Source organism: Pseudomonas sp. NBRC 111140, from assembly GCF_001320885.1.
GTDB classification, from domain to species: Bacteria; Pseudomonadota; Gammaproteobacteria; order Pseudomonadales; family Pseudomonadaceae; genus Aquipseudomonas; species Aquipseudomonas putida_P.
The window spans coordinates 49492-72708 of sequence record NZ_BCBQ01000021.1 but is presented as its reverse complement, the minus strand read 5'-3'; the positions used below and the strand labels follow the sequence as shown (position 1 = coordinate 72708).

The window sequence follows — 23217 nt, the reverse complement described above, 5'->3', positions numbered from 1 at the left end:
GGACATCCTCGAAGGCGCGAAAGAGCAAGGCATCCCAGCCGACGCCATCGTCAAGGAAAGCGCCCCGGCGCAGTTCGAAGTCAACCTGCACCACGTGGCCGACCCGCTCAAGGCCTGCGACTACGCGGTACTGCTCAAGCGGTTGATCAAGAACATCGCCTACGACCATGAAATGGACACCACCTTCATGGCCAAGCCCTACCCGGGCCAGGCAGGCAACGGCCTGCATGTACACATTTCCGTGCTGGACAAAGATGGCAACAACATCTTCACCAGCGAGGATCCCGAGCAGAACGCCGCGCTACGTCATGCTGTCGGCGGTGTGCTCGAGACCCTGCCCGCGTCCATGGCGTTCCTTTGCCCGAACGTCAACTCGTACCGCCGCTTTGGCGCACAGTTCTACGTGCCGAACGCGCCAAGCTGGGGCCTGGACAACCGCACTGTCGCACTGCGCGTGCCAACCGGCTCGGCGGACGCTGTACGTCTCGAGCACCGCGTGGCCGGTGCCGACGCCAACCCGTACCTGATGATGGCTGCCGTGCTGGCAGGCGTGCACCATGGCCTGACCAACAAGATCGAGCCAGGCGCGCCGATCGAAGGCAACTCGTACGAGCAGCTGGAGCAGAGCCTGCCGAACAACCTGCGTGATGCCCTGCGCGAGTTGGACGACAGCGAGATCCTCAACAAGTACATCGATCCTAAGTACATCGACATCTTTGTCGCGTGCAAGGAGAGCGAGCTGGAGGAGTTCGAACACTCGATCTCCGACCTCGAGTACAACTGGTACCTGCATACTGTGTAAACGAAAACGCCGCCCACAAGGGCGGCGTTTTTCATTCCAGGCCGTGTCGCCTGCTTCGCGGGTAAACCCGCTCCCACAGGGATAGCGCCAGCCTCAGGTCCGGTGAAGATCCTGTGGGAGCGGGTTCACCCGCGAAGAGGCCGGCACAGGTTTACAGGGCCTTCTCGAAAATCTTCGAATTACGCTGGTAGTTGTACAGCGAAGCCCGCGCCGCCGGCAGCCGCTCTACCCCACTCGGCGCAAAGCCGCGCTCGCGGAACCAGTGCGCAGTGCGCGTTGTGAGCACAAACAAGGTATTCAAGCCCATCTGCCGCGCCCGGCTCTCGATGCGCTCCAGCAGCTCGTCCCCACGCCCACCATGGCGGTACTCCGGGTTCACTGCCAGGCACGCCAGCTCCCCCGCCTCGGAATCGGCAATCGGGTACAGCGCCGCACAGGCGATGATCATGCCTTCACGCTCGACCACGCTGAACTGTTCGATCTCGCGCTCCAGCACCTCGCGCGAACGGCGCACCAGAATGCCCTGTTCTTCCAGCGGGCTGATCAACTCCAGCAAGCCGCCAACGTCCTCGATGCTCGCCTCGCGCACCACTTCGAACTGCTCCTGCGACACCAGCGTACCGCCACCACCACGGGTGAACAGCTCGGTCAGCAGCGCACCATCCTCGGCATAGCTGACGATATGGCTACGTGCCACGCCGCCTTTGCAGGCCTCGGCTGCGGCATCCAGCAGTTCGCCCTGGTAATCGCTGCCCAGGCGCTGCAGATGCGGGGCAACCTGCTGCGGGCGCAGTTCGCGCACCAGTTTACCGTCGGCGTCCAGCAGGCCAGGCTCGGCGCCGAACAACAGCAACTTGTCGGCGCCCAGCTCGATGGCCGCACGGGTAGCCACGTCTTCGCAGGCCAGGTTGAAAATTTCCCCGGTAGGCGAGTAGCCCAGGGGCGACAACAGGACGATGGAACGCTCGTCGAGCAGACGGCTGATGCCCTTGCGGTCGACCCGGCGCACTTCACCGGTGTGGTGGTAATCAACCCCTTCAAGCACGCCAATCGGCCGTGCGGTCACCAGGTTGCCGGATGCCACGCGCAAGCGCGAGCCCTGCATGGGCGAAGCGGCGATATCCATCGACAGGCGCGCTTCGATGGCCAGGCGCAGGGCGCCGACAGCATCGATCACGCAGTCCAGCGTGGCGGCATCGGTAATGCGCATGCCCCGATGGTAGTGCGGGGTCAGGCCGCGATCGGCCAGGCGGCTTTCGATCTGTGGGCGCGAACCATGTACCAGCACCAGGCGCACGCCCAGGCTGTGCAGCAGTACCAGGTCGTGGACGATATTGCCGAAGTTAGGGTGCTCCACCCCATCGCCAGGGAGCATGACCACGAAGGTGCAGTCGCGATGGGCATTGATGTACGGGGAGGCATGACGCAGCCAGTTGACGTAATCGGGCATGACAGGGCCTGTGGATAAGTGGACGGAGAACGGCGATACAGGGGGCGTTCAGAATCATCGTCGGAACAGGCTTGCGGTCACGCGCGGTCTCCTCTAGGCAGGAACGAATCAGTTCGATTGACGTTTAGTGCAGGCAATAGTGCCGAATCAAGTCACGCAATAGACGCACGGTAGGCTCGATTCGTGACATTTCAAGGTATTCGCCGGGCTGGTGGGCACAGGCGATGTCGCCAGGGCCCAGCACGATGGTCTGGCAACCCAGCTGCTGAAGATAAGGCGCTTCGGTGCCGAACGCCACCGCTTCGGCGCGGTGGCCGGTCAGCCGTTCCGCGACGTGTACCAGCTCGGCATCGGCGGCCTGTTCGAACGGCGGCACCTCCGGGAACAGTGGCGCGTAGTCGATGCGTACATCATGACGCTCCGCCACGGGCACCAGCTTTTCGCGAATGGCCGCGCGCAGTTGCTCCACGTCCATGCCCGGCAGCGGCCGCAGGTCGAATTCCAGGGCACATTGGCCGCAGATACGGTTGGGGTTGTCACCCCCGTGGATGCAACCAAAGTTCAGGGTCGGGGTCGGCACGGTGAACTGCGGGTTGCGGTAGGTTTGCTGCCATTGCTGGCGCAGGCCCATCAGCTCGCCCATCACCGCGTGCATGGCTTCCATGGCGCTGCGGCCCAGGCTTGGGTCCGACGAATGGCCGCTGCGCCCAAGGATGTCGATGCGGTCCATGAGAATGCCCTTGTGCATGCGGATCGGCCGCAGCCCGGTAGGCTCACCGATAACCGCCGCACGACCAAGAGGCTGGCCGGCCTCGGCCAGGGCGCGGGCGCCGGACATGGAGCTTTCTTCGTCACAGGTAGCGAGGATCAACAGCGGCTGCTTGAAGTCGTGCTCCAGCAGCGGGATGACCGCTTCGATGACCAGGGCGAAGAAGCCCTTCATGTCGCAGCTGCCCAAGCCAACCCAACGGCCATCGGCCTCGGTCAGCTTCAGCGGGTCGCTGGCCCACAGCTGTTCGTCATACGGAACGGTATCGCTGTGCCCGGCCAGCACCAGGCCTCCCGGGCCGGTGCCGCGACTGGCCAGCAGGTTGAACTTGCCGGGGCTGACCTGTTGGATGTCACACCTGAAACCCAAGTCGCCCAGCCAGCCCGCCAGCAGGTCGATGACCTGGCGGTTGGACTGGTCCAGCGCGGGCTGGGTGCAACTGACCGAAGGCGCGGCGATCAAGGCGGCGAACTGGTCTTTCAGCGTCGGCAACGGCATGCGCGTACTCCTCGGAAGCGTTGCCCATCATAGGACTATCCGCTGTCTGGAATAAACCGTTGAGGGCGGACTGCTGTAGACTCTCCGCCAACCACGCCCCCTCTTTCGAGTCTGTGATGCACAAAGAAACCGAACTGAAGCTCCGCGCCAGCCGCGAGACCCTTGCCGCCCTGCGCGAGCACCCTCTGCTGAAAAAGCGCAACAAGTCCGGCTGGCAGACCCGTGAACTGCTCAACCAGTACTTCGACACCCCCGAGCGTGAGTTGTCCGCCGCCCGTGTCGCGCTGCGCCTGCGCCGCGATGGCGACGCCATCATCCAGACCCTCAAATGCCGCGGTACCAGCGTGGCCGGCCTGTCCGAGCGCAACGAGTACGAATGGAACCTGGACAAGGTCAAGCTCGACCTAAAAAAGCTGGACGCCACTTGCTGGCCCGAGCAGTTGGCCAACCTGGACAAGAAAACCATCAAGCCGCTGTTCACCACCGACTTCAGCCGTGAATACGCCGAAATCGCCTGGGGCCGTGGCAAGAGCAAGGTGGTGATCGAGGCGGCGCTGGACCAGGGTTTCGTGATCGCCGGCAAGCGCAAGGAAGAGATCTGCGAGCTGGAGCTGGAGCTGCGCGAAGGTGACCCGCAAGCATTGCTGGAACTGGCCGCCGAACTCGCCGCCAGCCTGCCACTGATGCCCTGCGACATCAGCAAGGCCGAGCGCGGCTACCGACTGCTGGAGCCGGACAGCTACGAGCTGGGCCTGCCGCATACCGAGCTGGAAGCCGAAATGGCCTTGGACGACGCCTATGCCGCCCTGGCCTGGCAGCTGCTGGGCAGCAGCCAGCGCCTTGCCGAGCAGTACCGCCACAACGGCCACTGGCGCCTGCTGCAGGACTGGGTCGAGTGCCTGAGTGAACTGCGTGCCCTCACCGCCAGCCTGGGCCAGGCGGCACCGCGCGCGACCACCCGCGACCTGCGCGCCAGCCTTGACGCGCTGCTCGAAGACTGGCGCCCGCTGGTTCAGGCCGGCAACGATGACGAAGATATCCGCCGCGCCGCGCCCGAGCAGTTCGCCGAAGAGCTGGAAGACGTACGCTGGGGCCAGTTCTCACTGGAAACCTCGCGCTGGCTGCTGGCCCGCGCCTGGACCACAGAGCGCAAGGGCCGTGGCGAGCGCCAGGGCAAGGCGCAGCTGGCCAGCTGGCTGGGGCACCTGCTGGGCGAGGAAGGCCGAGCGTTGAAGCTGCCACTGTACACCCAGCGCCCGGAAGACCTGGCCGAGCAGTTGCCACGTATCGAGCAACTGCTGGCCTGGCTGCACCACGCCCGCCAGGTGCTGGAAGCACCGCAAATGGACCGCCTGTATGGCGACCTGAAGAAGCTGCATGAGCTGGCCGAACTGCCGATCAGCGATGAAGTGCTGGAAGCGCGTATCGAACAGGCTCGGGCTGTTGACCAGAGCCGCGGCTGGAAGCACCTGCTCAAGGCTTGATCCCCTCTGGAGGCTAACACAGCCTTTGTAGGAGCGGCCTTGTGTCGCGAAAGGGGTGCGAAGCACCCCCAGGACTTGTGCAATTAAGCTGATATTGCTGGGGCCGCTTTGCGGCCCTATCGCGACACAAGGCCGCTCCTACAAGGGACCGCGCCAGCAGGTTTGAAGCTGCCTCACCGCGACAGTGGCAGGCTGGTGGTGGACTTGATCTCCGACAGCGCCACAATCGAGTTCACTTCCTGAATGCCCGGCACGTTCGACAGCTTTTCGAAGAAGAAGCGCTCGTAAGCTTCGATGTCCGATGTGACGATGCGCAGCAGAAAGTCCACAGACCCCATTAGCACATAACACTCCAGCACCTCCGGAAACCCGCGGATCGCCTCGGTGAATTCGGTAAAGTTGGAGCGCCCGTGAGCATTGAGCTTCACCTCGGCAAAAATCTGCGTGTTCAGGCCGACCTTCTTGCGGTCCAGCAAGGTTACCTGCCCGCGAATTACCCCCTCTTCCTTCAAACGCTGAATACGCCGCCAGCACGGCGATTGCGAAAGCCCCACGCGCTCGGCGATCTGTGCACTGGACAGTGAAGCGTCCTCTTGCAGTAGTTCGAGAATACGGCGATCGTAGGCGTCCAGCTCGCTGTGCATTGATATGCCTCCAAATACGCGACCTATGAATTGATTAATTCGCAAAGCCCGCGAAAAGATCAAATCATAGCGAAAAAATACCCCGACCAACGTGCAAGAATTTCTCCCACATTTGCGGAGACCAGCATGAACGCACAGCCCCGTACCGACGCCTGGGCCGCCAACAACGCCCACAGCACCGTGCACTATCGCCTGCAGGCCGAAGCCGAGCCTGACAGCCTGTGCCGGGTGCTCAACCTGTTCGCCCTGCAATTCCTGACCCCGCACAGCGTACAGGTCAACCAGCAGGAAGACTGGCTGAACATTGAAGTCGGCATCGGCGGTTTGAGCTGGCACCGGGCCGAGGTGATTGCGCAGAAACTGCGTAACCTGGTGTGTGTTGGCGAAGTAAGCCTGACCAACCTGCAACGGGTGGAACTGGCCGCGGTCTGACAGCGCTGCTGTGGCTGTGCAGCAAAACCCCGAAACCTTTCACCTCCGATGCCTCTGCGCCGCCCGGCTAGCCTTGATCAGCACGCTCTCATCAGGCACGGACGCCCACCATGCATACCCCCGACAGCCCGGCACTCGACCTCAACTGCGTGCTCGAAGCTCTGCTCGCCGACCAGCGCTTGCATGCCAACGACACCTTGCAAGTACTCGAACACGCCACCACCCACCCCACAGGCCACCCGCTGGAGCAGATCGCTGCTTGCAGCCTGGAAGACCGCCACCACACCGGCCAACCCCTGGACCTGGACCACCTCTGCCAATGGCTGGCCAACAAGGTTGGCCAGCCCTACTTGCGCATCGACCCCATGCAACTCGACCTGCCCCAGGTCGCCGGCTTGATCTCCCCTGCCTTCGCCCAGCGCCATGGCATTCTCATCGTCGCCGCCGATGCGTCCAGCGTTACCGTCGCCAGCGCCCAGCCCTATCAGGATGACTGGCAGGCAGACCTGGCCCGTAGCCTCGGCAGATCGGTTCGGCGCGTGCTGGCCAGCCCGCTACAGATCCGCCAGTCCGGGCAGTCGTTTCAGCATCTGGCCCAATCGGTAAAAGGCGCGCAGTACCAGCAGTCGACAAGCCTGGGCGAACTCGAGCAATTGCTGGAACTGGGCAAGCGCCAGGCCGAGGCCGGTGCCGACGACGCGCACATCGTGCATATCGTCGATTGGCTGCTGCAGTACGCCATTGAACAGCGCGCCAGCGATGTCCACTTGGAGCCCCGCCGCGAACAGGGCCAGCTGCGTTACCGCATTGACGGCCTGTTGCACACTGTCTATGCCTTCCCAGCCAGCGTCACCCTGGCGCTGGTCAGCCGCCTGAAACACCTGGGCCGCATGGATGTGGCAGAAAAGCGCCGGCCGCAGGACGGTAGGTTGCAAAGCCGCCTGCCAGGCGGCAGTGAAGTGGAGCTGCGGCTATCCACCCTGCCCACCCCGTTTGGCGAAAAACTGGTGCTGCGCCTGTTCGACCCGCAGCAGCTGCAGGAGGGCTTCGACCACCTCGGCCTGCAAGGCCAGCAATTGGCCCAGTGGCAAGGCCTGCTGCACCAGCGCCAGGGCATTATCCTGGTGACTGGCCCCACCGGTTCCGGCAAGACCAGCACCCTGTACGCCAGCCTCAAGCTGCTGGCCACGCCGCAGGTCAACCTGTGCACCATCGAAGACCCCATCGAGCGCCTCGACCCTGCCTTCAACCAGCTGCAGGTGCAGCCCGCGCTGGACCTGGGTTTTGCCAACGGCGTGCGGGCCATGCTGCGCCAGGACCCGGATATCATCATGATCGGCGAAATCCGTGACCGCGAAACCGCCCTGGTGGCGGTGCAAGCTGCACTGACCGGGCACCTGGTGCTGTCGACCCTGCATACCAACGATGCTTGCGCAGCAATCACACGCTTGCTTGAGCTGGGCGTAGCCGACTACCTGATCAAGGCGACGCTGATCGGGGTCATGGCCCAACGCCTGGTGCGCACCGTGTGCACGGACTGCCAGGCACGTTCATCAGCCACTTGCCAAACCTGCCGAGGCACCGGTTTTCATGGGCGCACGGGCTTGTTCGAGCTGTTGCAGCCCAGCGAAAGCCTGCGTGCATTGATCGGTCCCCACGCCGACCTGGCACATTTACGGCGCCAGGCACTGGCCGACGGCCTGGTTGACCTGCGTCGCTGCGGAGAAGCAAAGGTGGCTAGCGGACAGACCCGTGCGGAGGAAGTGCTACGCGTCTGTAACTGACGAAAAGTCCTTTGTATTCAAGGAACTTGCCTCGTCCGAAAAGATCCAACCGCGCATCTTCAACCCTCACCCTTCGAGGTGTTTCAACATGCGTCTCAAAACCGCCATCGCCGCCGCTGCCTTGCTCTCGCTGCCTATCGGCTCGGCCATGGCCGATACCTTCTGGCGTAACGTGATGACTTCCGGTGCCACTACGGCATCGAGCTACCTGACCTCGCGCGACCACAAGCTGGTCGTGGCCGCGCAGGATGACGCCAGCAGCTTCGTCGCCAGCGAAGGCGCGATTCGCGGGCCGTTCCTGGAAGCGGCCATGCGCCAGGCACGGGCAGAGAACCCGGGGATGCAAGCGTCCGACATGGAGCTGGCCAATGCCATCCTGGCGAAGAATGCGGTAGCCGAGTAACCGCGTCGTCTGCTTCGCGGGCATGCGCCCGCGACGCACCCACCACCGAACTCAGCGATACGCCTCCACCGGCACACAAGCACAGAACAAATTCCTGTCCCCATACACGTTGTCCACCCGGTTCACCGCCGGCCAGTACTTATGCTGGCGCGCATGAGCACTGGGTGCCACTGCCTGCTCCAGGCTATACGGCCTGTCCCACACCCCCAGTACATCCGCCAGGGTATGCGGCGCATGTTTGAGCGGGTTGTTCTCCGCTGGCCAGTTGCCCTCCTGCACCTCGGCAATTTCCGCCCGAATCGCCAGCATGGCCTCGACAAACCGGTCCAGCTCGGCCTTCGATTCACTTTCGGTCGGTTCCACCATCAGCGTGCCCGGCACCGGGAACGACATGGTCGGCGCATGGAAGCCATAGTCCATCAGGCGCTTGGCGACATCCTCCTCGCTGATGCCGGTCAGGGCCTTCAACGGCCGCAGGTCGAGGATGCACTCATGCGCCACACGCTGGTTTCGCCCGCGATAGAGCACCGGGAAAGCACCTCCCAGCTGGCTGGCCAGGTAGTTGGCCGAGAGAATCGCTACCTCGCTGGCATCGGCCAGCTGCGGGCCCATCATGGCGATATACATCCAGCTGATCGGCAAAATGCTTGCGCTGCCCCAGGGCGCGGCACTGACCGCGCTGTTGTTCGGGTCCAACCCCGGCACCGGCACCACAGGGTGGCTGGCGACGAACGGCGTAAGGTGCGCGCGAATACCAATCGGCCCCATGCCCGGGCCGCCGCCGCCATGGGGGATGCAGAAGGTCTTGTGCAGGTTCATGTGCGAAACATCGGCCCCAATGTCCGCCGGGCGCGCCAAGCCCACCTGGGCATTGAGGTTGGCACCGTCCATGTACACCTGGCCGCCGTGCTGGTGCACCACCTCGCAAATTTCGCGTATGCCCTCTTCGTACACGCCATGGGTCGAGGGGTAGGTGATCATAAGGCACGACAGGCGCTCCCCCGCCGCGTGGGCTTTGGCCTTGAGGTCGGCCAGGTCGACGTTGCCATCGTTGTCGCAATCGACGATCACCACTTCCATGCCAGCCATCTGCGCTGACGCCGGGTTGGTACCGTGCGCTGACGACGGGATCAGGCACAACGTGCGCTGCGGCTGGTGACGGCTGCGGTGGTAGCGGGTTATCGCCATCAGGCCGGCGTACTCGCCCTGAGCACCGGAGTTGGGCTGCATGCAGATGGCATCGAAGCCTGTGATCGCGCACAGCCAGCTTTCCAGCTCGTCGATCATCGCCTTGTACCCGCTGGCCTGGGACGCTGGGGCAAACGGATGCAGGTGAGCGAAACCGGGCCAGGTGATGGGTATCATCTCGCTGGTGGCGTTGAGTTTCATGGTGCAGGAGCCCAGCGGGATCATCGACTGGTTAAGCGCCAGGTCCTTGTTCTCCAGCTGCTTGAGGTAGCGCAACATCTCGGTTTCGCTGTGGTGTAGGTTGAATACCGGGTGGGCAAGCAAGGGGGTGCGCCGTACCAGGCTGGCGGGAATGCCTTCAGGCAGGGCCAACTGGTCGAGGGCAGCGATTTCCAGGCCGTGATCCACGCCTAGGAAAATATCGAGCAGGCGCAGCACCGTATGCTCGTTGCACGTTTCATCCAGGCTCACGCCCAAATGCCCGCGCCCTAGAATGCGCAGGTTGATGTGCGCCGCTTCGGCGCTTTCGATGATGGCCGCCTGCGCCCCGCCAACATCCAGGGTAAGGGTGTCGAAGAAGTGCTGGTTGAGCCGCTTGATGCCTTTGGCCTCAAGGCCGGCGGCCAGGATGAAGGTCAGCCGGTGCACGCGCTGGGCGATGCGTTGCAGGCCTTCCGGGCCGTGGTACACCGCGTAGAAGCCGGCAATGTTGGCCAGCAGCACCTGGGCCGTGCAGATGTTGGAGTTGGCCTTCTCGCGGCGGATATGCTGCTCGCGGGTTTGCAGGGCCATACGCAATGCCGTGTTACCACGGGCGTCGCGCGATACGCCGATGATGCGCCCCGGCATGGCCCGTTTGTAGTCGTCGCGGCAGGCGAAATAGGCCGCGTGGGGCCCGCCGTAGCCCATCGGCACACCAAAGCGCTGGGTCGAGCCCAGCACCACATCGGCACCCAGTTCCCCCGGTGGCGCCAGCACCACCAGGCTGAGCAGGTCGGCCGCCACGCAGGCCAGGGCCTGTTGGCTGTGCAACTGGTCGATCAGCGGGCGCAAGTCGCGCACTTCGCCATGGGTGTCGGGGTACTGCAGCAAAGCGCCGAACACCGCGTGATTGGCAAGGTTATCCACAGCATCGACGATCAGCTCGAAGCCGAAGCCCTCGGCGCGGGTCTTGAGTACCGACAGGGTCTGCGGGTGGCAGTGTTCGTCGGCGAAGAACGCGTTGCTCTTGTTGCGCGCCACCCGCTTGGCCAGGGCCATGGCCTCGGCGGCGGCGGTGGCTTCATCGAGCAGCGAGGCATTGGCCAGGGCCAGGCCGGTGAGGTCGATGACCATCTGCTGGAAGTTCAGCAGCGCCTCGAGCCGGCCCTGGGCAATTTCCGGTTGGTAGGGCGTGTAGGCGGTGTACCAGCCGGGGTTTTCCAGCACGTTGCGCAGGATGACCGTGGGGGTGATGGTGCCGTGGTAGCCCATGCCGATCAGGCTGGTCCACACCTGGTTCTGTTCGGCGTAACCGGCGAGCTTGGCCAGGGCGGCCTGTTCGTCCAGCGCCGCCGGCAGGTCGAGGGGGCGATTGAGGCGGATGTCAGGCGGTACGGTCTGCTCGATCAGCTCGTTGCGGCTGGCGACGCCCAGCACCTTGAGCATGGCCTGCTGCTCGGCGGCATCGGGGCCCAGGTGGCGACGCAGGAAAGGGTTGAGCTCTTGCAGTTGATGCAGGGATGGCGACTGGGACATGACGACGCTCTCTTCCTAGACCGGGTCTCATGGAGACTTACAAGTCTAGGAAGGGATTGCCGATTCTGCGGGGAAACTTGCTCACAGGCCTGGCCTCTTCGCGGCTAAAGCCGCGAAGCAGGCGACGCGGTGTTACTCGCCGATAGCTGCTGCGTAACCAGCAGCGTCCAGCAGCTTGTCCAGCTCGGCCTTGTCGCTTGGCTTCAGTTTGAAGATCCACGCGCCGTACGGTTCTTCGTTGAGCTGCTCTGGGCTGTCGGCCAGTTCTTCGTTGACGGCAATCACTTCGCCACCGATCGGGGCGTAGATGTCCGAAGCGGCCTTGACCGACTCGACCACGCCGGCAGCGTCGCCAGCGGCGAATACCTTGCCGACTTCGGCCAACTCGACGAACACCACGTCACCCAAGGCTTGCTGGGCGTGGTCGCTGATACCCACGGTCACGCTGCCGTCGGCTTCCAGGCGAGCCCATTCATGGCTTTCGGCAAAACGCAGGTCGGCGGGGATATTGCTCATGTCTTGAATTCCTCGATTGGCTCAGCGGTACGCCCGCCGGTTGATAATTGTTCAGATCAGGATCTTGCCGTGGCGCACGAAGGTCGGTTTGACCACCCGCACCGGGTACCATTTGCCGCGAATTTCCACTTCGGCCCGGTCACCGGTCGCCATGGGCACGCGCGCCAGGGCAATGGACTTGCTCAGCGTAGGTGAGAAACTACCACTGGTGATCTCCCCTTCGCCAATCCCGGCTACGCGCACCACCTGGTGGGCACGCAGCACGCCGCGCTCTTCCAGCACCAGACCGACCAGTTTCTCCTGCACACCGCGCTCGATTTCCGCCAACAGGCCGGCACGGCCGATGAAGTCGCGCTCGGCGGGCTCCCAGGCGATGCTCCAGCCCAGGTTGGAAGTGAGCGGAGTGTGGTTTTCGTCGATGTCCTGGCCGTACAGGTTCATGCCGGCTTCCAGGCGCAACGTATCGCGGGCGCCAAGGCCGCTCGGGGCAATGCCGGCGCCGACCAGGTCGTTGAAGAAGGCCACTGCTTGATCGCCTGGAAAGATGATCTCCAGGCCGTCTTCACCGGTGTACCCGGTGCGGGCAATGAACCAGTCACCTTCGGCGACGCCTTCGAACGGGCGCAGTTCACGAATCAGGGCCGCGCGTGCAGGGCTGAGCAAAGCGGCGACCTTTTCGCGGGCATGCGGCCCCTGGATGGCGAGGATGGCCAGGTCGGGACGGGGCTGGAAGTTCACGGCGAAACCGGCCCGCTGCTGCTCTAACCAGTCGAGCACTTTGGCTCGGGTGGCGGCATTGGTGACCAGGCGGTAGCCGTTTTCCATGCGGTAGACGAGCAAGTCGTCGATTACCCCACCCTGCTCGTGGAGCAGCGGGCTGTACAGTGCCTTGCCGACGTCGTCGAGGCGGGCCACGTCGTTGGCCAGCAAACGCTGCAGCCAAGCGGTGGCATCGGTGCCGTCGACATCGATCACGGTCATATGGGAAACATCGAAGACGCCGCAGTCGCTGCGCACCTGATGGTGCTCCTCGACCTGCGAGCCATAGTGCAGGGGCATGTCCCAGCCACCGAAATCGACCGTCTTGGCGCCTAGCGCCAGATGCAGGTCATACAAAAGCGTGCGCTGTCCCATGGGTTTCTCCTTCCGGGCGTGGCGAAGCGGCGGCGGTCGATGACGTGGGTCGTCAGCTCTTGTTGTAAGTACCCGCCGCGCGAATGCCGCGCATTGTAGCCGCAAGGTCGCCAGCTGGCACCCTCAGTGACTGTGACCGGGTCGACGTGCCGAGCGGCGGATCAGGCCGATGACCGGCAACAGGCCCACCAGCACCAGCGTCAATGCTGGCAGCGAGGCACGCGCCCACTCGCCCTCGCTGGTCATCTCGAATACCCGCACGGCGAGGGTGTCCCAGCCGAACGGTCGCATCAGCAAGGTGGCCGGCATTTCCTTGAGCACGTCGACGAACACCAACAATGCCGCGCTAAGGGCACCGGGTACCAGCAGCGGCAGATACACCTTGAAAAACAATCTTGCGCCACCGACACCGAGGCTTCGGGAGGCTTCGGGCAGTGACGGGCGAATGCGTTCCAGGCTGCTCTCCAGTGGCCCGTAAGCCACTGCGATGAAGCGCACCAGGTAGGCCAGCAGCAACGCCGAAAGGCTGCCTAGCAGCAGCGGCTTGCCGGCCCCGCCCAGCCAGCTGGACAGCGGGATGACCAGGTGGTTGTCGAGGTAACTGAAGGCCAGCATGATCGACACCGCCAACACCGAACCGGGCAAGGCATACCCCAGGTTGGCCAGGCCAACCCCGGCGCGAATACCGCCGGTCGGCGCCTGGCGCCGGGCAAAGGCCAGCAGCAGTGCCACGCATACCGTGACCAGCGCCGCCATGCCGCCCAGGTACAGGGTGTGCAGCACCAGGCCGACATAACGCTCGTCCAGGTCATGCCGACCGCGCTGCCAGAACCACACCAACAGTTGCAGCAGTGGGATGACAAAAGCGCAGGCGAACACCAGCAGGCACCAACCACTGGCCAGCAACGCCTTGACCCCACGCAGGTGATACAGCGCCTGCGCGCGCGGCCGTTCGTTGCCACTGCGGCTAGCACCGCGCGCGCGGCGCTCGCCGTACAGCACCAGCATGACGGCCAACAGCAGCAGGCTGGCCAGTTGGGCTGCACTGGACAAGCTGAAGAAGCCGTACCAGGTCTTGTAGATGGCAGTGGTGAAGGTGTCGAAGTTGAACACCGCCACCGCACCGAAATCGGCCAGGGTTTCCATCAGTGCCAACGCGATGCCGGCGCCGATCGCCGGTCGCGCCATGGGCAGTGCCACACGCCAGAATGCCTGCAGGGGCGACAGCCCGAGCACCCGCGCCGCCTCCATCAGGCCCTTGCCTTGGGCCAGGAACGCCGTGCGTGCCAGCAAGTAGACATAGGGGTAGAACACCAGCACCAAAACGATGATCACCCCGCCGGTGGAACGCACCCGAGGCAGGCGCATTGGCCCGAACACTTCACGCAGGGCGCTTTGCACCGGCCCGGCGAAGTCCAGCAGGCCGACGAAGACGAACGCCAGTACATAGGCCGGGATGGCGAACGGCAGCATCAGCGCCCAGTCCAGCCAGCGCCGACCGGGGAACTCGCAGAGGCTGGTGAGCCAGGCGAGGCTGACGCCCAGCACGGTGACGCCGATGCCTACACCCACCACCAGCGTCAGGGTATTGCCGAGCAGGCGAGTCATCTGGGTGTCGAGCAGGTGCGACCAGATCTGCAGATCAATCGATTGCCAGGACAGCAGCAGCACGCTCAGGGGCAGCAGCACCAGGGCGGCGATCAAGGAGACCGGTAAGTACCAGCGGCGTTGGGGGGTGTGGGGCAAGTTGACTGTCTCTGTGGCTGATTTGCGACCGCTCGGCGGTCGTTCGCGGGCATGCCCGCTCCCACAGGGGCCGCAGGATGCTTGAATCCTGTGCAGTTCCTGTGGGAGCGGGCGTGCCCGCGAAAGGGCCCTGATAGGCCCCGGAAGGATAAAGCCTGGCGCTTAGTTGTAGCCAGCCCGATCCATCAGGCGAATGGCTTCAGCCTGGCGCTTGCCAGCGATTTCCACTGGAATGCTGTCGGCCTTGAAGCTGCCCCACGCAGCCACTTCATCCGATGGTTTGACCTTCGGGTTGGCCGGGAACTCCTGGTTGATGTCGGCGAACAGCTTCTGCGCTTCTTCACCCGTCATCCATTCCACCAGCTTTTTCGCGGCTTCCGGGTGCGGTGCATGCTTGGTCAGGCCAATACCCGACAGGTTCACGTGCACCCCACGATCACCCTGGTTGGGCCAGAAGATCTTCACCGGCAGGTTCGGGTTCTGCTTGTGCAGGCGGCCGTAGTAGTAGGTGTTGACCACACCCACGTCACACTGGCCGGCCTCGATGGCCTGGATCACCGCGTTGTCGTCGGAGAACACATCGGTGGACAGGTTGTTGACCCAGCCTTTGACGACTTGCTCGGTCTTCGCCTCACCGTGGGTTTCGATCAGGGTGGCGGTCAGCGACTGGTTGTACACTTTCTTCGCGGTGCGCAGGCACAGGCGGCCTTCCCACTGCTTGTCAGCCAGGGCTTCGTAGGTGCTCAACTCCTCGGGTTTGACCCGCTCGGTGGAGTAGATGATGGTGCGAGCGCGCAGGCTCAGGCCGGTCCAGTCATGGGACGAGGCGCGGTACTGCGGCGGAATGTTCTGGTCGATGATGTCGGACTTGATTGGCTGCAGAATGCCCATCTGCTCGGCCTGCCACAGGTTGCCGGCATCGACGGTCAGCAGCAGGTCGGCCACGCCGTTGTCGCCCTCGGCCTTGATGCGCTGCATCAGCGGGGCTTCCTTGTCGGTGATGAACTTGATCTTGACCCCGGTCTTGGCGGTATACGCATCGAACACCGGCTTGATCAGCTCGTCGATGCGCGAGGAGTACACCACCACTTCGTCCGCTGCTTGGGCGGTGCCGCCGAACAGGGTCAGGGCCAGAGCGGCCAGTAGGGGCTTGCGTGGCAACATGTGAAGCACTCCTCGGATCGTTTGAGAGGTGCAAATGGTAGTGAATCCCATTTTCTGGCTCATCTACCTAGCCGTTACCGGATGTTGCAGAGGGGGCTGCTGCGCAGCCCATCGCGACGCAAGGCCGCTCCTACAGGGCCCGAGTGACCTCTGGCCTTGTGATATCCCTGTAGGAGCGGCCTTGTGTCGCGATGGGCCGCAAAGCGGCCCCAGCAATCTCAAGCCTTGGCCAAATCCGGCAGGTCCCCACTCAAACCCAGCGCCTGGCGCACAAACACCGCCTTGGCCTCCGGCATCTTCTCCACCAGTTTCAACCCACTATTTCGCAACCAGCGCAACGGCAGCGGATCAGCCTGGAACAACCGTTCGAACCCTTCCATGGCCGCCATCAACGCCAGGTTGTGCGGCATGCGCCGCCGCTCGTAACGGCTCAACACCTTCACATCCGCCAACCGCTCGCCACGCTCGCAAGCATTGACCAGCACCTCGGCCAGCACCGCGGCATCCAGGAAGCCCAGGTTCACACCCTGCCCCGCCAACGGGTGGATGGTGTGCGCAGCGTCGCCGATCAAGGCCAGGCCCTCATCCACATAGCGCTTGGCGTGACGCTGGCGCAGCGGCACGCACACCCGAGGGTCGGCCTGCAGCACATGGCCCAGGCGCCCCTCGAAGGCACGTTCCAGGGCCTGCAGGAAGGCCGCTTCATCCAGCGCCATCAACTGCTCGGCATGTTCCGGGGTAGTCGACCACACAATCGAGCACCAATCCTGCTGGCCATCGCGGACCAACGGCAGGAAAGCCAACGGCCCCTCATCGGTGAAGCGCTGCCAGGCCGTACCCTGGTGCCCGGCACTGCAGCGCACACTGGTGACGATGGCATGGTGTAGATAATCCCACTCGCGGGTTTCGCAGCCAGCCAGGCGCCGCACCGCCGAATTGGCGCCGTCGGCGGCGATCACCAGCGGAGCACGCAGTTGCCGGCCATCGGCCAGGGTCAGCAGCCACTCATCGCCAGAGCGGCGCAATTGCTCCAGCCGCGCATTGGCCAGCAGGCCGATGTCGCTGTCATGCAGGCGCTCCAGCAGGCCATCCTGCACCACCCGGTTCTCGACGATATGGCCGAGCACCTGGGCATGCACGCTGGCCGCCGAGAAGTGAATCTGCCCGGTTCCACTGCCATCCCACACCTGCATGTCGGTGTACGGCGTGGCACGCCGCTGGGCAATGCCTTCCCAGGCGCCAAGGCGCTCGAGGATGCGCTGGCTGGCCGCCGACAGCGCGCTGACACGCGGCTCGAACGGGGCCTGGGCGTCGAAGGGTTTGACCGTCAGCGGGCCACCATCGACCAACAGGATTTGCAGGCCACTGTGGCGCAACGCCAGGGCCAGGGCGCTGCCGACCATACCGGCACCGACAATCAACAGATCTGCGCGCATTTCCATGCCTTACGCCTGCCTCGCTTGCGGCTTGAGCCGCACGTATAGGGTTTTATCGACCCGCGCCACCAGCTCGCCGGCACCATCGCGGATATCGACCTGCAAACGCGGCAGGCACTTCTTGCCGGTGGCGGTCTGCTGGCGGATGTCGGCCAGCAGCGCATCATCGACGTGGAATTCGGCATACACCGGGCCTTTGCCCGGCGAGATGAAATCGATGCTGGCGGCCTTGTCCCAGACGATGTAGTCGCGCCCCAGCTGCTCGATCAACAACAGCATGTAGAACGGGTCGACCATGGCATACAGGCTGCCACCGAACTGGGTACCGACGTAATTGCGGTTCCAGCGCGTCAGTTTCATCGCCACCTTGACGCTGCGCAGGTCCGGGCTGATGTGCTGCACACGGATACCGGCGCCCAGGTACGGTGGGTAAAGGTTCAGCAGCCAGCGCAGCATGCGCGCCCGTCGTGCCAGTTTACGCGGGTTGCTCATGCCTGGCCCCGCGAATCAGGGCGGGTGCCCAGGCCCATGGCCTGGCGGGCGAACCAGCTTTTTGCCGGTGGCAACAGGTCGAGCCCGAGCAGGCCAAGGTTGCGCCCGGCGGCCAGCAGCGGCTGGTTGCTGCCGAACAGGCGGGTGACCTGGTCGGAGAAGCCAATGGTCATGGCCTGGTCCAGGCGCTGGCGCTGGTGATAAGCCTGCAGCGTGGTCAGGTCGCCAGGCTGCTGCGGGCCGGCCAGCAACGCTTCGGCCAGCGACTGCACGTCACGCAGCGACAGGTTGAAGCCTTGGCCGGCGATGGGGTGCAGGCTGTGCGCTGCATTGCCCAGCACCACCAGGTGCGGCCGTACCTGCTCCTGGGCCTCGATCAACGACAGCGGGTAGAGGTGCCGTGCGCCCACCTGGCGCAGCGCGCCCAGGCGATAGCCGAACACTCCCTGCAGCTCGCGCAGGAAGCTGCGCTCGTCGATGTCAGCCAGACGCCGTGCATCCATGCCCTGACGGGTCCACACCAATGCGCAGCGGTTTTCCGGCAGCGGCAGCAGGGCCATGGGGCCCTCTTCGGTGAAGCGCTCGAAAGCCTGGCCACCGTGGGCTTCACCCGGGGTGATGTTGGCGATCAACGCACTCTGCTGGTAAGGCGTGTGGCGCACATGGATACCCAGCTGCTCGCGCAGGCCGGAGCGGCCACCGTCGGCCAGTACCGCCAGGTCGCATTCCAGTTGGGTGTCATCGTTGAGCCGCAGGCGGTAACCGCCTTCGATGGCCTGCATCGCGGTCACTTCCGCCGGGCAGCGCCAGCTCACCACCTCGCTGTCCAGCCCTTGCCACAGGCACTGCCCGAGCCAGGCGTTCTCCACCACGTAACCCAGCGCCGGGACTCCCTCTTCCAGGGCATCCAGGCGGGTGGCGCCAAAGCGGCCACGGTCGGATACGTGAATCTGCCGGATCGGCTCGGCGCGGCGGCCGATGGCTTGCCACAGGCCAAGTTGTTGATAGATCTGCTGGGTGCCGAATGACAACGCCGACGAGCGCGCATCGTAGCTGGGCTGAAAGCTGTCGCCGGGAGCGAACGGCTCGATCAGCAGGATCTTCCAGCCACGCGCCTTGGCCCCTGCCTGCAGCGCCAAGGCCAGGCTTGCACCCACCAGGCCACCACCGATGATCGCCAGGTTTACCCGGTTCATGCCGCGTCCTTGCGGGCGGCCTGCATCAGCGCCTCGATCTCGGCAACCGTGCGCGGCACGCCCGAAGTCAGGATTTCACAACCTTGCCTGGTCACCACCACGTCGTCCTCGATCCTTACCCCAATGCCGCGCCACTTCTTGGCCACGGCCTGATTGTCGGCGCCAATGTAGATCCCCGGCTCCACGGTCAGCGCCATGCCGGGTTCCAGCACCCGCCATTCGCCGCCCACCTTGTAGTCGCCCACGTCGTGCACATCCATGCCCAACCAGTGCCCGGCGCGGTGCATGTAGAAGGCGCGATAGGCCTCGCTGTCGATCAGCGCCTGCACATCCCCTTCCAGCAAGCCCAGCTCCACCAGGCCAGCGGTGATCACCCGTACGGTCGCCTCATGGGCGTGGTTCCAGTGTTTGCCGGGGGCGATTTCGGTAAACGCCGCCGCCTGGGCCTTGAGCACCAGCTCGTAGATGGCCTTCTGCTCGGGCGAAAAGCGCCCGCTGACCGGGAAGGTGCGGGTGATGTCGCTGGCGTAGCAGTCGATTTCGCAGCCAGCGTCGATCAGCACCAGGTCGCCATCCTTGAGCGGCGCGTCGTTCTGCTGATAGTGCAGGATGCAGCCATTGCGCCCGGCCGCGACGATCGAGCCGTAGGCCGGCATCTTCGCCCCGCCCTTGCGGAATTCGTAGTCCAGCTCGGCTTCCAGGCTGTATTCGTGCAGCCCGGCCCGGCAGGCCTGCATGGCCCGCACATGGGCCCGCGCCGAAATGTCTGCGGCCGCGCGCATCACCTTCACTTCCGCCGCCGATTTATACAGGCGCATGTCGTGCAGCAGATGATCCAGCGCAACGAACTCGTTCGGTGGCTGGGCGCCCAGGCGTGCCTTGGAGCGGATCACGTTGATCCAGTCCATCAGCCGGCGGTCGAATTCGGGGTTGCTGCCCATGGCGCTGTAGACCCGCTCACGGCCTTCGATCAGGCCCGGCAAGATCTCATCGATGTCGGTAATGGGGAAGGCATCGTCGGCGCCGAAATCGCCCACCGCGCCTTCCTGGCCGGCCCGCAGGCCGTCCCACAGTTCGCGCTCGGGGTTGCGTTCACGGCAGAACAGTACATATTCGCCATGCTCGCGCCCCGGTATCAGCGCAATCACCGCCTCAGGCTCCGGGAAGCCGCTGAGGTACTGGAAGTCGCTGTCCTGGCGGTACACGTGCTCGACGTCACGGTTGCGGATGGCAACCGCAGCGGCGGGCAGAATGGCGATGCTGTTGGGGACCATCTGCGCCATCAGCGCCTTGCGCCGACGGGCATACTCGGCCTTGGGTATGTGGCTCATGGGCAGACTTCCCCCGGTTGATCAGTGCAGCGATGGCTTGGGCGCGGGTGCGGCCGGCTTGGCCAGCTCGGAGAACAGCAACAGAGGTGCCACGCGCAGGTACTCCATGACTTCCATGTAGTCGCTCTCGCCGTCTTCGGACTCTTCGAGGGCTTCTTGTACCTGGGAAATGGCCACCAGGTCCTGCAGCACATCCTTGGCCTCGTCGGACAGGTCCTTGCCACCGGCATTCAGGCCGAAACCGGTAATGAAGCCTTGGCACCACTGGCCCAGCGCGGTGGCGCGGTCGCTCAGGGCAGCGTCGTCGGAAGGCAGCAGCAGGACGATGGCCATGTCGTCGCTGGTCAGCTCGCCCTTGACCATTTCCTGCAGGCCGATCAGGGCGTTGCGCACGGTGTCACCCGGCTCGGTTTCCAGCAGTTGGGCGGCATCGGCCAGCCAGGCATCGGCATCGAAGCCGGCGCCGGCACAGCTGCGGCCGATCAGCAGGCCGTGCAGTTCGGCAGGGGTGACAGGGTGGCCATTACTGGAAAGCAGCATGGCGAAGGCGATGTAGGGCGATTGAGTATTGGGCATGGGCAGCTAGGCGCCAGACGGCGCAATGACTAGAATGGAGACCTTGTATCCTAGCACCGGCAGGCGCGCCAAGACCATCGGCACTGGCCGTTGCCGCCCAGGGAGAGGCATCATCGCCAGGTGACTCAACGACGGAGCGAATCGAGTGCAACCCACGCAAGAGAACGACCTGCAGGCACTGATGAGCCGATTCGAGTTGCTGATCGAACGCGTCGAGCAACTAAAACGGCAAAATGCACTCCTATTAGCGCAGGAAAAATCCTGGCGCGAAGAGCGCGCCCACCTCATCGAAAAAAACGAGATCGCCAAGCGCAAAGTCGAGTCGATGATTTTACGCCTCAAGGCTCTGGAGCAAGACTCATGAGTTCAAGCAATAGCGTCACCGTGCAGATCCTCGACAAGGAGTACTCGATCATCTGCCCGCCGGAAGAGCGCAACAACCTGGTCAGCGCCGCGCGCTACCTGGACGGCAAGATGCGCGAGATCCGCAGCAGCGGCAAGGTGATCGGTGCCGACCGCATCGCGGTAATGGCGGCGTTGAACATTACCCACGAAATGCTGCACCGCCAGGAAGATCGCAACGACGCGCCGGTCACCGGCACCAACCGCGAACAGGTGCGCGACCTGCTGGATCGGGTAGACAAGGCTTTGTCCGACGACACGGATACCAAAATCGGCTGAGATTGGTATACTGGCGCCACTCCCTGGGGGATGCGCCAGTCGGTTATGTCCCTGAGCCGATACGCACAACCACGGGGGTTGCACGCTGGGGCCGGTGTGCATGTCCGCCCGACGGAAAGCCTTAACGCCCCCTGCAATCTCCACCTTGAACTTTCGGGTTCAAGGGCTACACCGATAGCGGTCTTATCGGGGAGCCTGAATTCTCTTGCCCGCCCCCCGGCGGGCAATTCGTTTTGGCCGACCGCCCAGAGGTTGGCCAGCACACCTGGGATAGCTCGTGCCATGACCGACACTGCGCCGCTCACCCGTCCCCAGCTCCGTCGTCTGCTTCGCAATGCCCGCCGCGCCCTTACCCCTGCCCAGCAACGCCAGGCCACCCTCGGCCTGTACCGCCAGCTGGCGCAACACCCCTTGTTCCGCCGCGCACGCCACATTGCCTTGTACCTGCCCAACGACAGCGAAATCGACCCCTGCCTACTGCTGCGCGAAGCCCAGCGTCGCGGCAAGCGCACCTACCTGCCGGTGTTGCACGCCTGGCCGCGCACGCGCATGGTGTTCCAGCGCTTCGAGCAGGGTGAAAAGCTCAAGCCCAACCGCTTCCGTATTCCCGAGCCGGTCACTGACCGCAAACGCCAACGGCCGATCTGGGCGCTGGACCTGATCCTGCTGCCGCTGGTCGGTTTTGATGAAGTGGGCGGGCGCCTGGGCATGGGCGGTGGCTTTTATGATCGCAGCCTGGCCTACCAGGCGCGTCGGCAGACCTGGAAAAAACCGTTGCTGTTGGGGCTGGCGCATGAATGCCAGAAGGTCGAGCGGCTGGCGCAGGCCAGTTGGGATGTACCGCTGCAGGGCACGGTCTCGGACCGTGGCTGGTACCTGGCGCCGCGTTGAGCGGCGCCAGCGGGGGCATCAACGTTGCGGCTGGCCGGCGTCGACCGGCATCTGATAGGCGTTGTCCAGCTTGCGCTCCCAGAACCCTTGCGCATAACCGGTCGTGACCACACCCAGGCCAAAAATGAACACCAGGATCCACAGCAGATCCGGCTTTTTACGTTGATTCATCGAAGATTGCCCCCCAGGCAAACTGTTCAGTGCTCGGCGGTTTTCTGGGCACCGCCGGCGCATAGCGCTTTAAACGGGGCGCATTTTCCGACAACCTGCGTCCACACGCAAACCTTGACGCCAACCGGCTGTCGGTTTCGTGCAACAGGTTATTTCAAACCTTTTCAGGAGCAGCATCCATGGCCTACTGGCTGATGAAATCCGAGCCCGACGAGCTTTCCATCGAAGCCCTCGGCCGCCTGGGCGAAGCGCGCTGGGACGGCGTGCGCAACTATCAGGCGCGTAATTTTCTGCGGGCCATGAGCGAGGGTGACGAGTTTTTCTTCTATCACTCCAGTTGCCCGCAGCCGGGCATCGCCGGCATTGCCAGAATTACCCGCGCGGCCTATCCGGACCCGACCGCGCTGGACCCGCAAAGCCACTATTACGATGCCAAGGCCACCGCCGACAAAAACCCGTGGAGCGCGGTGGATGTAGCCCATGTGCAAACCCTGCCACGGGTGCTGGAACTGGGCTGGCTGAAACAGCAGGCCGGCCTGGCCGAGTTGCCACTGGTGCAAAAAGGCAGCCGCCTGTCGGTAATGCCGGTAACGCCCGAACAATGGGCGGTGATTGTCGCGTTGCGCTAAATGTGTAGCTAAGGTCAAGGGTTTGACCGATATCAACACGCCACCCGTGGCCGCAGGCCATGA

General features: G+C 64.0%; 22 protein-coding genes, 1 other RNA gene and 1 pseudogene. 10 read left to right on the top strand and 14 right to left on the bottom strand.

Going from position 1 to position 23217, the window contains the following annotated elements; translation table 11 throughout:
* Positions 1-802 (top strand): annotated as a pseudogene (locus tag APH42_RS09575) (glutamine synthetase); the annotation flags it as partial.
* A 151-nt stretch (positions 803-953) separates the two neighbouring features.
* On the opposite strand, the gene argA reads toward APH42_RS09575, so the two are convergent.
* The gene (argA, locus tag APH42_RS09570; RefSeq protein ID WP_012274739.1) at positions 954-2252 is read right to left on the bottom strand and encodes an amino-acid N-acetyltransferase; all 1299 of its coding nucleotides are present in this window, start codon (positions 2250-2252) and stop codon (positions 954-956) included.
* A gap of 124 nt (positions 2253-2376) precedes the next feature.
* Positions 2377-3519, bottom strand: a complete 1143-nt coding sequence (gene argE, locus APH42_RS09565; RefSeq protein WP_012274740.1) for an acetylornithine deacetylase — start codon at positions 3517-3519, stop codon at positions 2377-2379.
* 116 nt (positions 3520-3635) lie between these two features.
* Here argE and APH42_RS09560 point away from each other — a divergent pair, with 116 nt between their 5' ends.
* The gene (locus tag APH42_RS09560) at positions 3636-5003 is read left to right on the top strand and encodes a CYTH domain-containing protein (RefSeq protein ID WP_012274741.1); all 1368 of its coding nucleotides are present in this window, start codon (positions 3636-3638) and stop codon (positions 5001-5003) included.
* 173 nt (positions 5004-5176) lie between these two features.
* Here the strand turns inward: APH42_RS09560 and APH42_RS09555 are convergent, their stop codons facing one another.
* Positions 5177-5647 carry an Lrp/AsnC family transcriptional regulator gene (locus tag APH42_RS09555; RefSeq protein ID WP_043198918.1) on the bottom strand — a complete coding sequence of 157 codons (471 nt, stop codon included), beginning with the start codon at positions 5645-5647 and terminating at the stop codon, positions 5177-5179.
* Positions 5648-5773: 126 nt separating this feature from the next.
* On the opposite strand from APH42_RS09555, the gene APH42_RS09550 reads away from it, so the two are divergent.
* The 3 genes from APH42_RS09550 to APH42_RS09540 all read left to right on the top strand — a co-directional run bounded on the left by APH42_RS09550 (position 5774) and on the right by APH42_RS09540 (position 8266).
* A complete protein-coding gene (locus APH42_RS09550) occupies positions 5774-6079 on the top strand; it encodes a hypothetical protein (RefSeq protein WP_012274743.1) in 306 nt (101 codons plus the stop codon).
* A 110-nt stretch (positions 6080-6189) separates the two neighbouring features.
* Positions 6190-7863 carry a GspE/PulE family protein gene (locus APH42_RS09545; protein ID WP_060493206.1) on the top strand — a complete coding sequence of 558 codons (1674 nt, stop codon included), beginning with the start codon at positions 6190-6192 and terminating at the stop codon, positions 7861-7863.
* Between the two features lie 88 nt (positions 7864-7951).
* Complete coding sequence (locus APH42_RS09540; RefSeq protein ID WP_060493205.1) at positions 7952-8266, top strand: DUF2388 domain-containing protein; 315 nt, start codon at positions 7952-7954, stop codon at positions 8264-8266.
* Between the two features lie 51 nt (positions 8267-8317).
* On the opposite strand, the gene gcvP is transcribed toward APH42_RS09540, so the two are convergent.
* The 10 genes from gcvP to APH42_RS09490 all read right to left on the bottom strand — a co-directional run bounded on the left by gcvP (position 8318) and on the right by APH42_RS09490 (position 20782).
* Positions 8318-11191, bottom strand: coding sequence for an aminomethyl-transferring glycine dehydrogenase (gene gcvP, locus APH42_RS09535; RefSeq protein ID WP_012274746.1), 2874 nt, complete (start codon positions 11189-11191; stop codon positions 8318-8320).
* A gap of 132 nt (positions 11192-11323) precedes the next feature.
* Positions 11324-11707: a glycine cleavage system protein GcvH gene (gcvH, locus tag APH42_RS09530; RefSeq protein WP_012274747.1), complete on the bottom strand. Its 384-nt coding sequence runs from the start codon at positions 11705-11707 to the stop codon at positions 11324-11326.
* A 51-nt stretch (positions 11708-11758) separates the two neighbouring features.
* On the bottom strand, positions 11759-12841 hold the full coding sequence (gene gcvT / locus APH42_RS09525; RefSeq protein WP_012274748.1) for a glycine cleavage system aminomethyltransferase GcvT: 1083 nt from the start codon (positions 12839-12841) through the stop codon (positions 11759-11761).
* 123 nt (positions 12842-12964) lie between these two features.
* Positions 12965-14587, bottom strand: coding sequence for an iron ABC transporter permease (locus APH42_RS09520; protein WP_060493204.1), 1623 nt, complete (start codon positions 14585-14587; stop codon positions 12965-12967).
* A gap of 162 nt (positions 14588-14749) precedes the next feature.
* Positions 14750-15751 carry an extracellular solute-binding protein gene (locus APH42_RS09515; RefSeq protein WP_012274750.1) on the bottom strand — a complete coding sequence of 334 codons (1002 nt, stop codon included), beginning with the start codon at positions 15749-15751 and terminating at the stop codon, positions 14750-14752.
* 218 nt (positions 15752-15969) lie between these two features.
* Positions 15970-17187: a 2-octaprenyl-3-methyl-6-methoxy-1,4-benzoquinol hydroxylase gene (locus APH42_RS09510; protein ID WP_171577245.1), complete on the bottom strand. Its 1218-nt coding sequence runs from the start codon at positions 17185-17187 to the stop codon at positions 15970-15972.
* Between the two features lie 9 nt (positions 17188-17196).
* Entirely contained in the window at positions 17197-17679 is a 483-nt protein-coding gene (locus APH42_RS09505; protein ID WP_012274752.1) for a DUF4442 domain-containing protein, read from the bottom strand.
* Complete coding sequence (ubiH, locus tag APH42_RS09500; RefSeq protein ID WP_012274753.1) at positions 17676-18875, bottom strand: 2-octaprenyl-6-methoxyphenyl hydroxylase; 1200 nt, start codon at positions 18873-18875, stop codon at positions 17676-17678. The genes APH42_RS09505 and ubiH overlap by 4 nt, the downstream gene beginning before the upstream one ends.
* Positions 18872-20206, bottom strand: coding sequence for a Xaa-Pro aminopeptidase (gene pepP / locus APH42_RS09495; protein ID WP_060493203.1), 1335 nt, complete (start codon positions 20204-20206; stop codon positions 18872-18874). The genes ubiH and pepP overlap by 4 nt, the downstream gene beginning before the upstream one ends.
* Positions 20207-20227: 21 nt before the next feature.
* Positions 20228-20782 carry a YecA family protein gene (locus APH42_RS09490; RefSeq protein WP_016489744.1) on the bottom strand — a complete coding sequence of 185 codons (555 nt, stop codon included), beginning with the start codon at positions 20780-20782 and terminating at the stop codon, positions 20228-20230.
* 181 nt (positions 20783-20963) lie between these two features.
* On the opposite strand from APH42_RS09490, the gene APH42_RS09485 reads away from it, so the two are divergent.
* From APH42_RS09485 to APH42_RS09470, 4 genes are all read left to right on the top strand, one after another.
* A complete protein-coding gene (locus tag APH42_RS09485; protein WP_041166806.1) occupies positions 20964-21146 on the top strand; it encodes a TIGR02449 family protein in 183 nt (60 codons plus the stop codon).
* A complete protein-coding gene (locus APH42_RS09480) occupies positions 21143-21463 on the top strand; it encodes a cell division protein ZapA (RefSeq protein ID WP_010955726.1) in 321 nt (106 codons plus the stop codon). The genes APH42_RS09485 and APH42_RS09480 overlap by 4 nt, the downstream gene beginning before the upstream one ends.
* 17 nt (positions 21464-21480) lie before the next feature.
* Positions 21481-21660, top strand: a non-coding RNA gene (ssrS, locus tag APH42_RS09475) — 6S RNA.
* A gap of 85 nt (positions 21661-21745) precedes the next feature.
* Positions 21746-22354, top strand: coding sequence for a 5-formyltetrahydrofolate cyclo-ligase (locus APH42_RS09470; RefSeq protein ID WP_060493202.1), 609 nt, complete (start codon positions 21746-21748; stop codon positions 22352-22354).
* An 18-nt stretch (positions 22355-22372) separates the two neighbouring features.
* On the opposite strand, the gene APH42_RS30135 is transcribed toward APH42_RS09470, so the two are convergent.
* Positions 22373-22525 carry a hypothetical protein gene (locus APH42_RS30135; protein ID WP_012274758.1) on the bottom strand — a complete coding sequence of 51 codons (153 nt, stop codon included), beginning with the start codon at positions 22523-22525 and terminating at the stop codon, positions 22373-22375.
* A 179-nt stretch (positions 22526-22704) separates the two neighbouring features.
* Here APH42_RS30135 and APH42_RS09465 point away from each other — a divergent pair, with 179 nt between their 5' ends.
* Positions 22705-23154, top strand: coding sequence for an EVE domain-containing protein (locus APH42_RS09465; protein ID WP_060493201.1), 450 nt, complete (start codon positions 22705-22707; stop codon positions 23152-23154).
* Positions 23155-23217 lie beyond the last annotated feature (63 nt).

Excerpts from the sequence above, each read along its gene's own strand:
- argA (WP_012274739.1), bottom strand. The coding sequence starts at position 2,252 with ATGCCCGATTACGTCAACTGGCTGCGTCATGCCTCCCCGTACATCAAT.
- argE (WP_012274740.1), bottom strand. The coding sequence starts at position 3,519 with ATGCCGTTGCCGACGCTGAAAGACCAGTTCGCCGCCTTGATCGCCGCG.
- APH42_RS09560 (WP_012274741.1), top strand. The coding sequence starts at position 3,636 with ATGCACAAAGAAACCGAACTGAAGCTCCGCGCCAGCCGCGAGACCCTT.
- APH42_RS09555 (WP_043198918.1), bottom strand. The coding sequence starts at position 5,647 with ATGCACAGCGAGCTGGACGCCTACGATCGCCGTATTCTCGAACTACTG.
- APH42_RS09550 (WP_012274743.1), top strand. The coding sequence starts at position 5,774 with ATGAACGCACAGCCCCGTACCGACGCCTGGGCCGCCAACAACGCCCAC.
- APH42_RS09545 (WP_060493206.1), top strand. The coding sequence starts at position 6,190 with ATGCATACCCCCGACAGCCCGGCACTCGACCTCAACTGCGTGCTCGAA.
- APH42_RS09540 (WP_060493205.1), top strand. The coding sequence starts at position 7,952 with ATGCGTCTCAAAACCGCCATCGCCGCCGCTGCCTTGCTCTCGCTGCCT.
- gcvP (WP_012274746.1), bottom strand. The coding sequence starts at position 11,191 with ATGTCCCAGTCGCCATCCCTGCATCAACTGCAAGAGCTCAACCCTTTC.
- gcvH (WP_012274747.1), bottom strand. The coding sequence starts at position 11,707 with ATGAGCAATATCCCCGCCGACCTGCGTTTTGCCGAAAGCCATGAATGG.
- gcvT (WP_012274748.1), bottom strand. The coding sequence starts at position 12,841 with ATGGGACAGCGCACGCTTTTGTATGACCTGCATCTGGCGCTAGGCGCC.
- APH42_RS09515 (WP_012274750.1), bottom strand. The coding sequence starts at position 15,751 with ATGTTGCCACGCAAGCCCCTACTGGCCGCTCTGGCCCTGACCCTGTTC.
- APH42_RS09510 (WP_171577245.1), bottom strand. The coding sequence starts at position 17,187 with ATGCGCGCAGATCTGTTGATTGTCGGTGCCGGTATGGTCGGCAGCGCC.
- APH42_RS09505 (WP_012274752.1), bottom strand. The coding sequence starts at position 17,679 with ATGAGCAACCCGCGTAAACTGGCACGACGGGCGCGCATGCTGCGCTGG.
- ubiH (WP_012274753.1), bottom strand. The coding sequence starts at position 18,875 with ATGAACCGGGTAAACCTGGCGATCATCGGTGGTGGCCTGGTGGGTGCA.
- pepP (WP_060493203.1), bottom strand. The coding sequence starts at position 20,206 with ATGAGCCACATACCCAAGGCCGAGTATGCCCGTCGGCGCAAGGCGCTG.
- APH42_RS09490 (WP_016489744.1), bottom strand. The coding sequence starts at position 20,782 with ATGCCCAATACTCAATCGCCCTACATCGCCTTCGCCATGCTGCTTTCC.
- APH42_RS09485 (WP_041166806.1), top strand. The coding sequence starts at position 20,964 with ATGAGCCGATTCGAGTTGCTGATCGAACGCGTCGAGCAACTAAAACGG.
- APH42_RS09480 (WP_010955726.1), top strand. The coding sequence starts at position 21,143 with ATGAGTTCAAGCAATAGCGTCACCGTGCAGATCCTCGACAAGGAGTAC.
- APH42_RS09470 (WP_060493202.1), top strand. The coding sequence starts at position 21,746 with ATGACCGACACTGCGCCGCTCACCCGTCCCCAGCTCCGTCGTCTGCTT.
- APH42_RS30135 (WP_012274758.1), bottom strand. The coding sequence starts at position 22,525 with ATGAATCAACGTAAAAAGCCGGATCTGCTGTGGATCCTGGTGTTCATT.
- APH42_RS09465 (WP_060493201.1), top strand. The coding sequence starts at position 22,705 with ATGGCCTACTGGCTGATGAAATCCGAGCCCGACGAGCTTTCCATCGAA.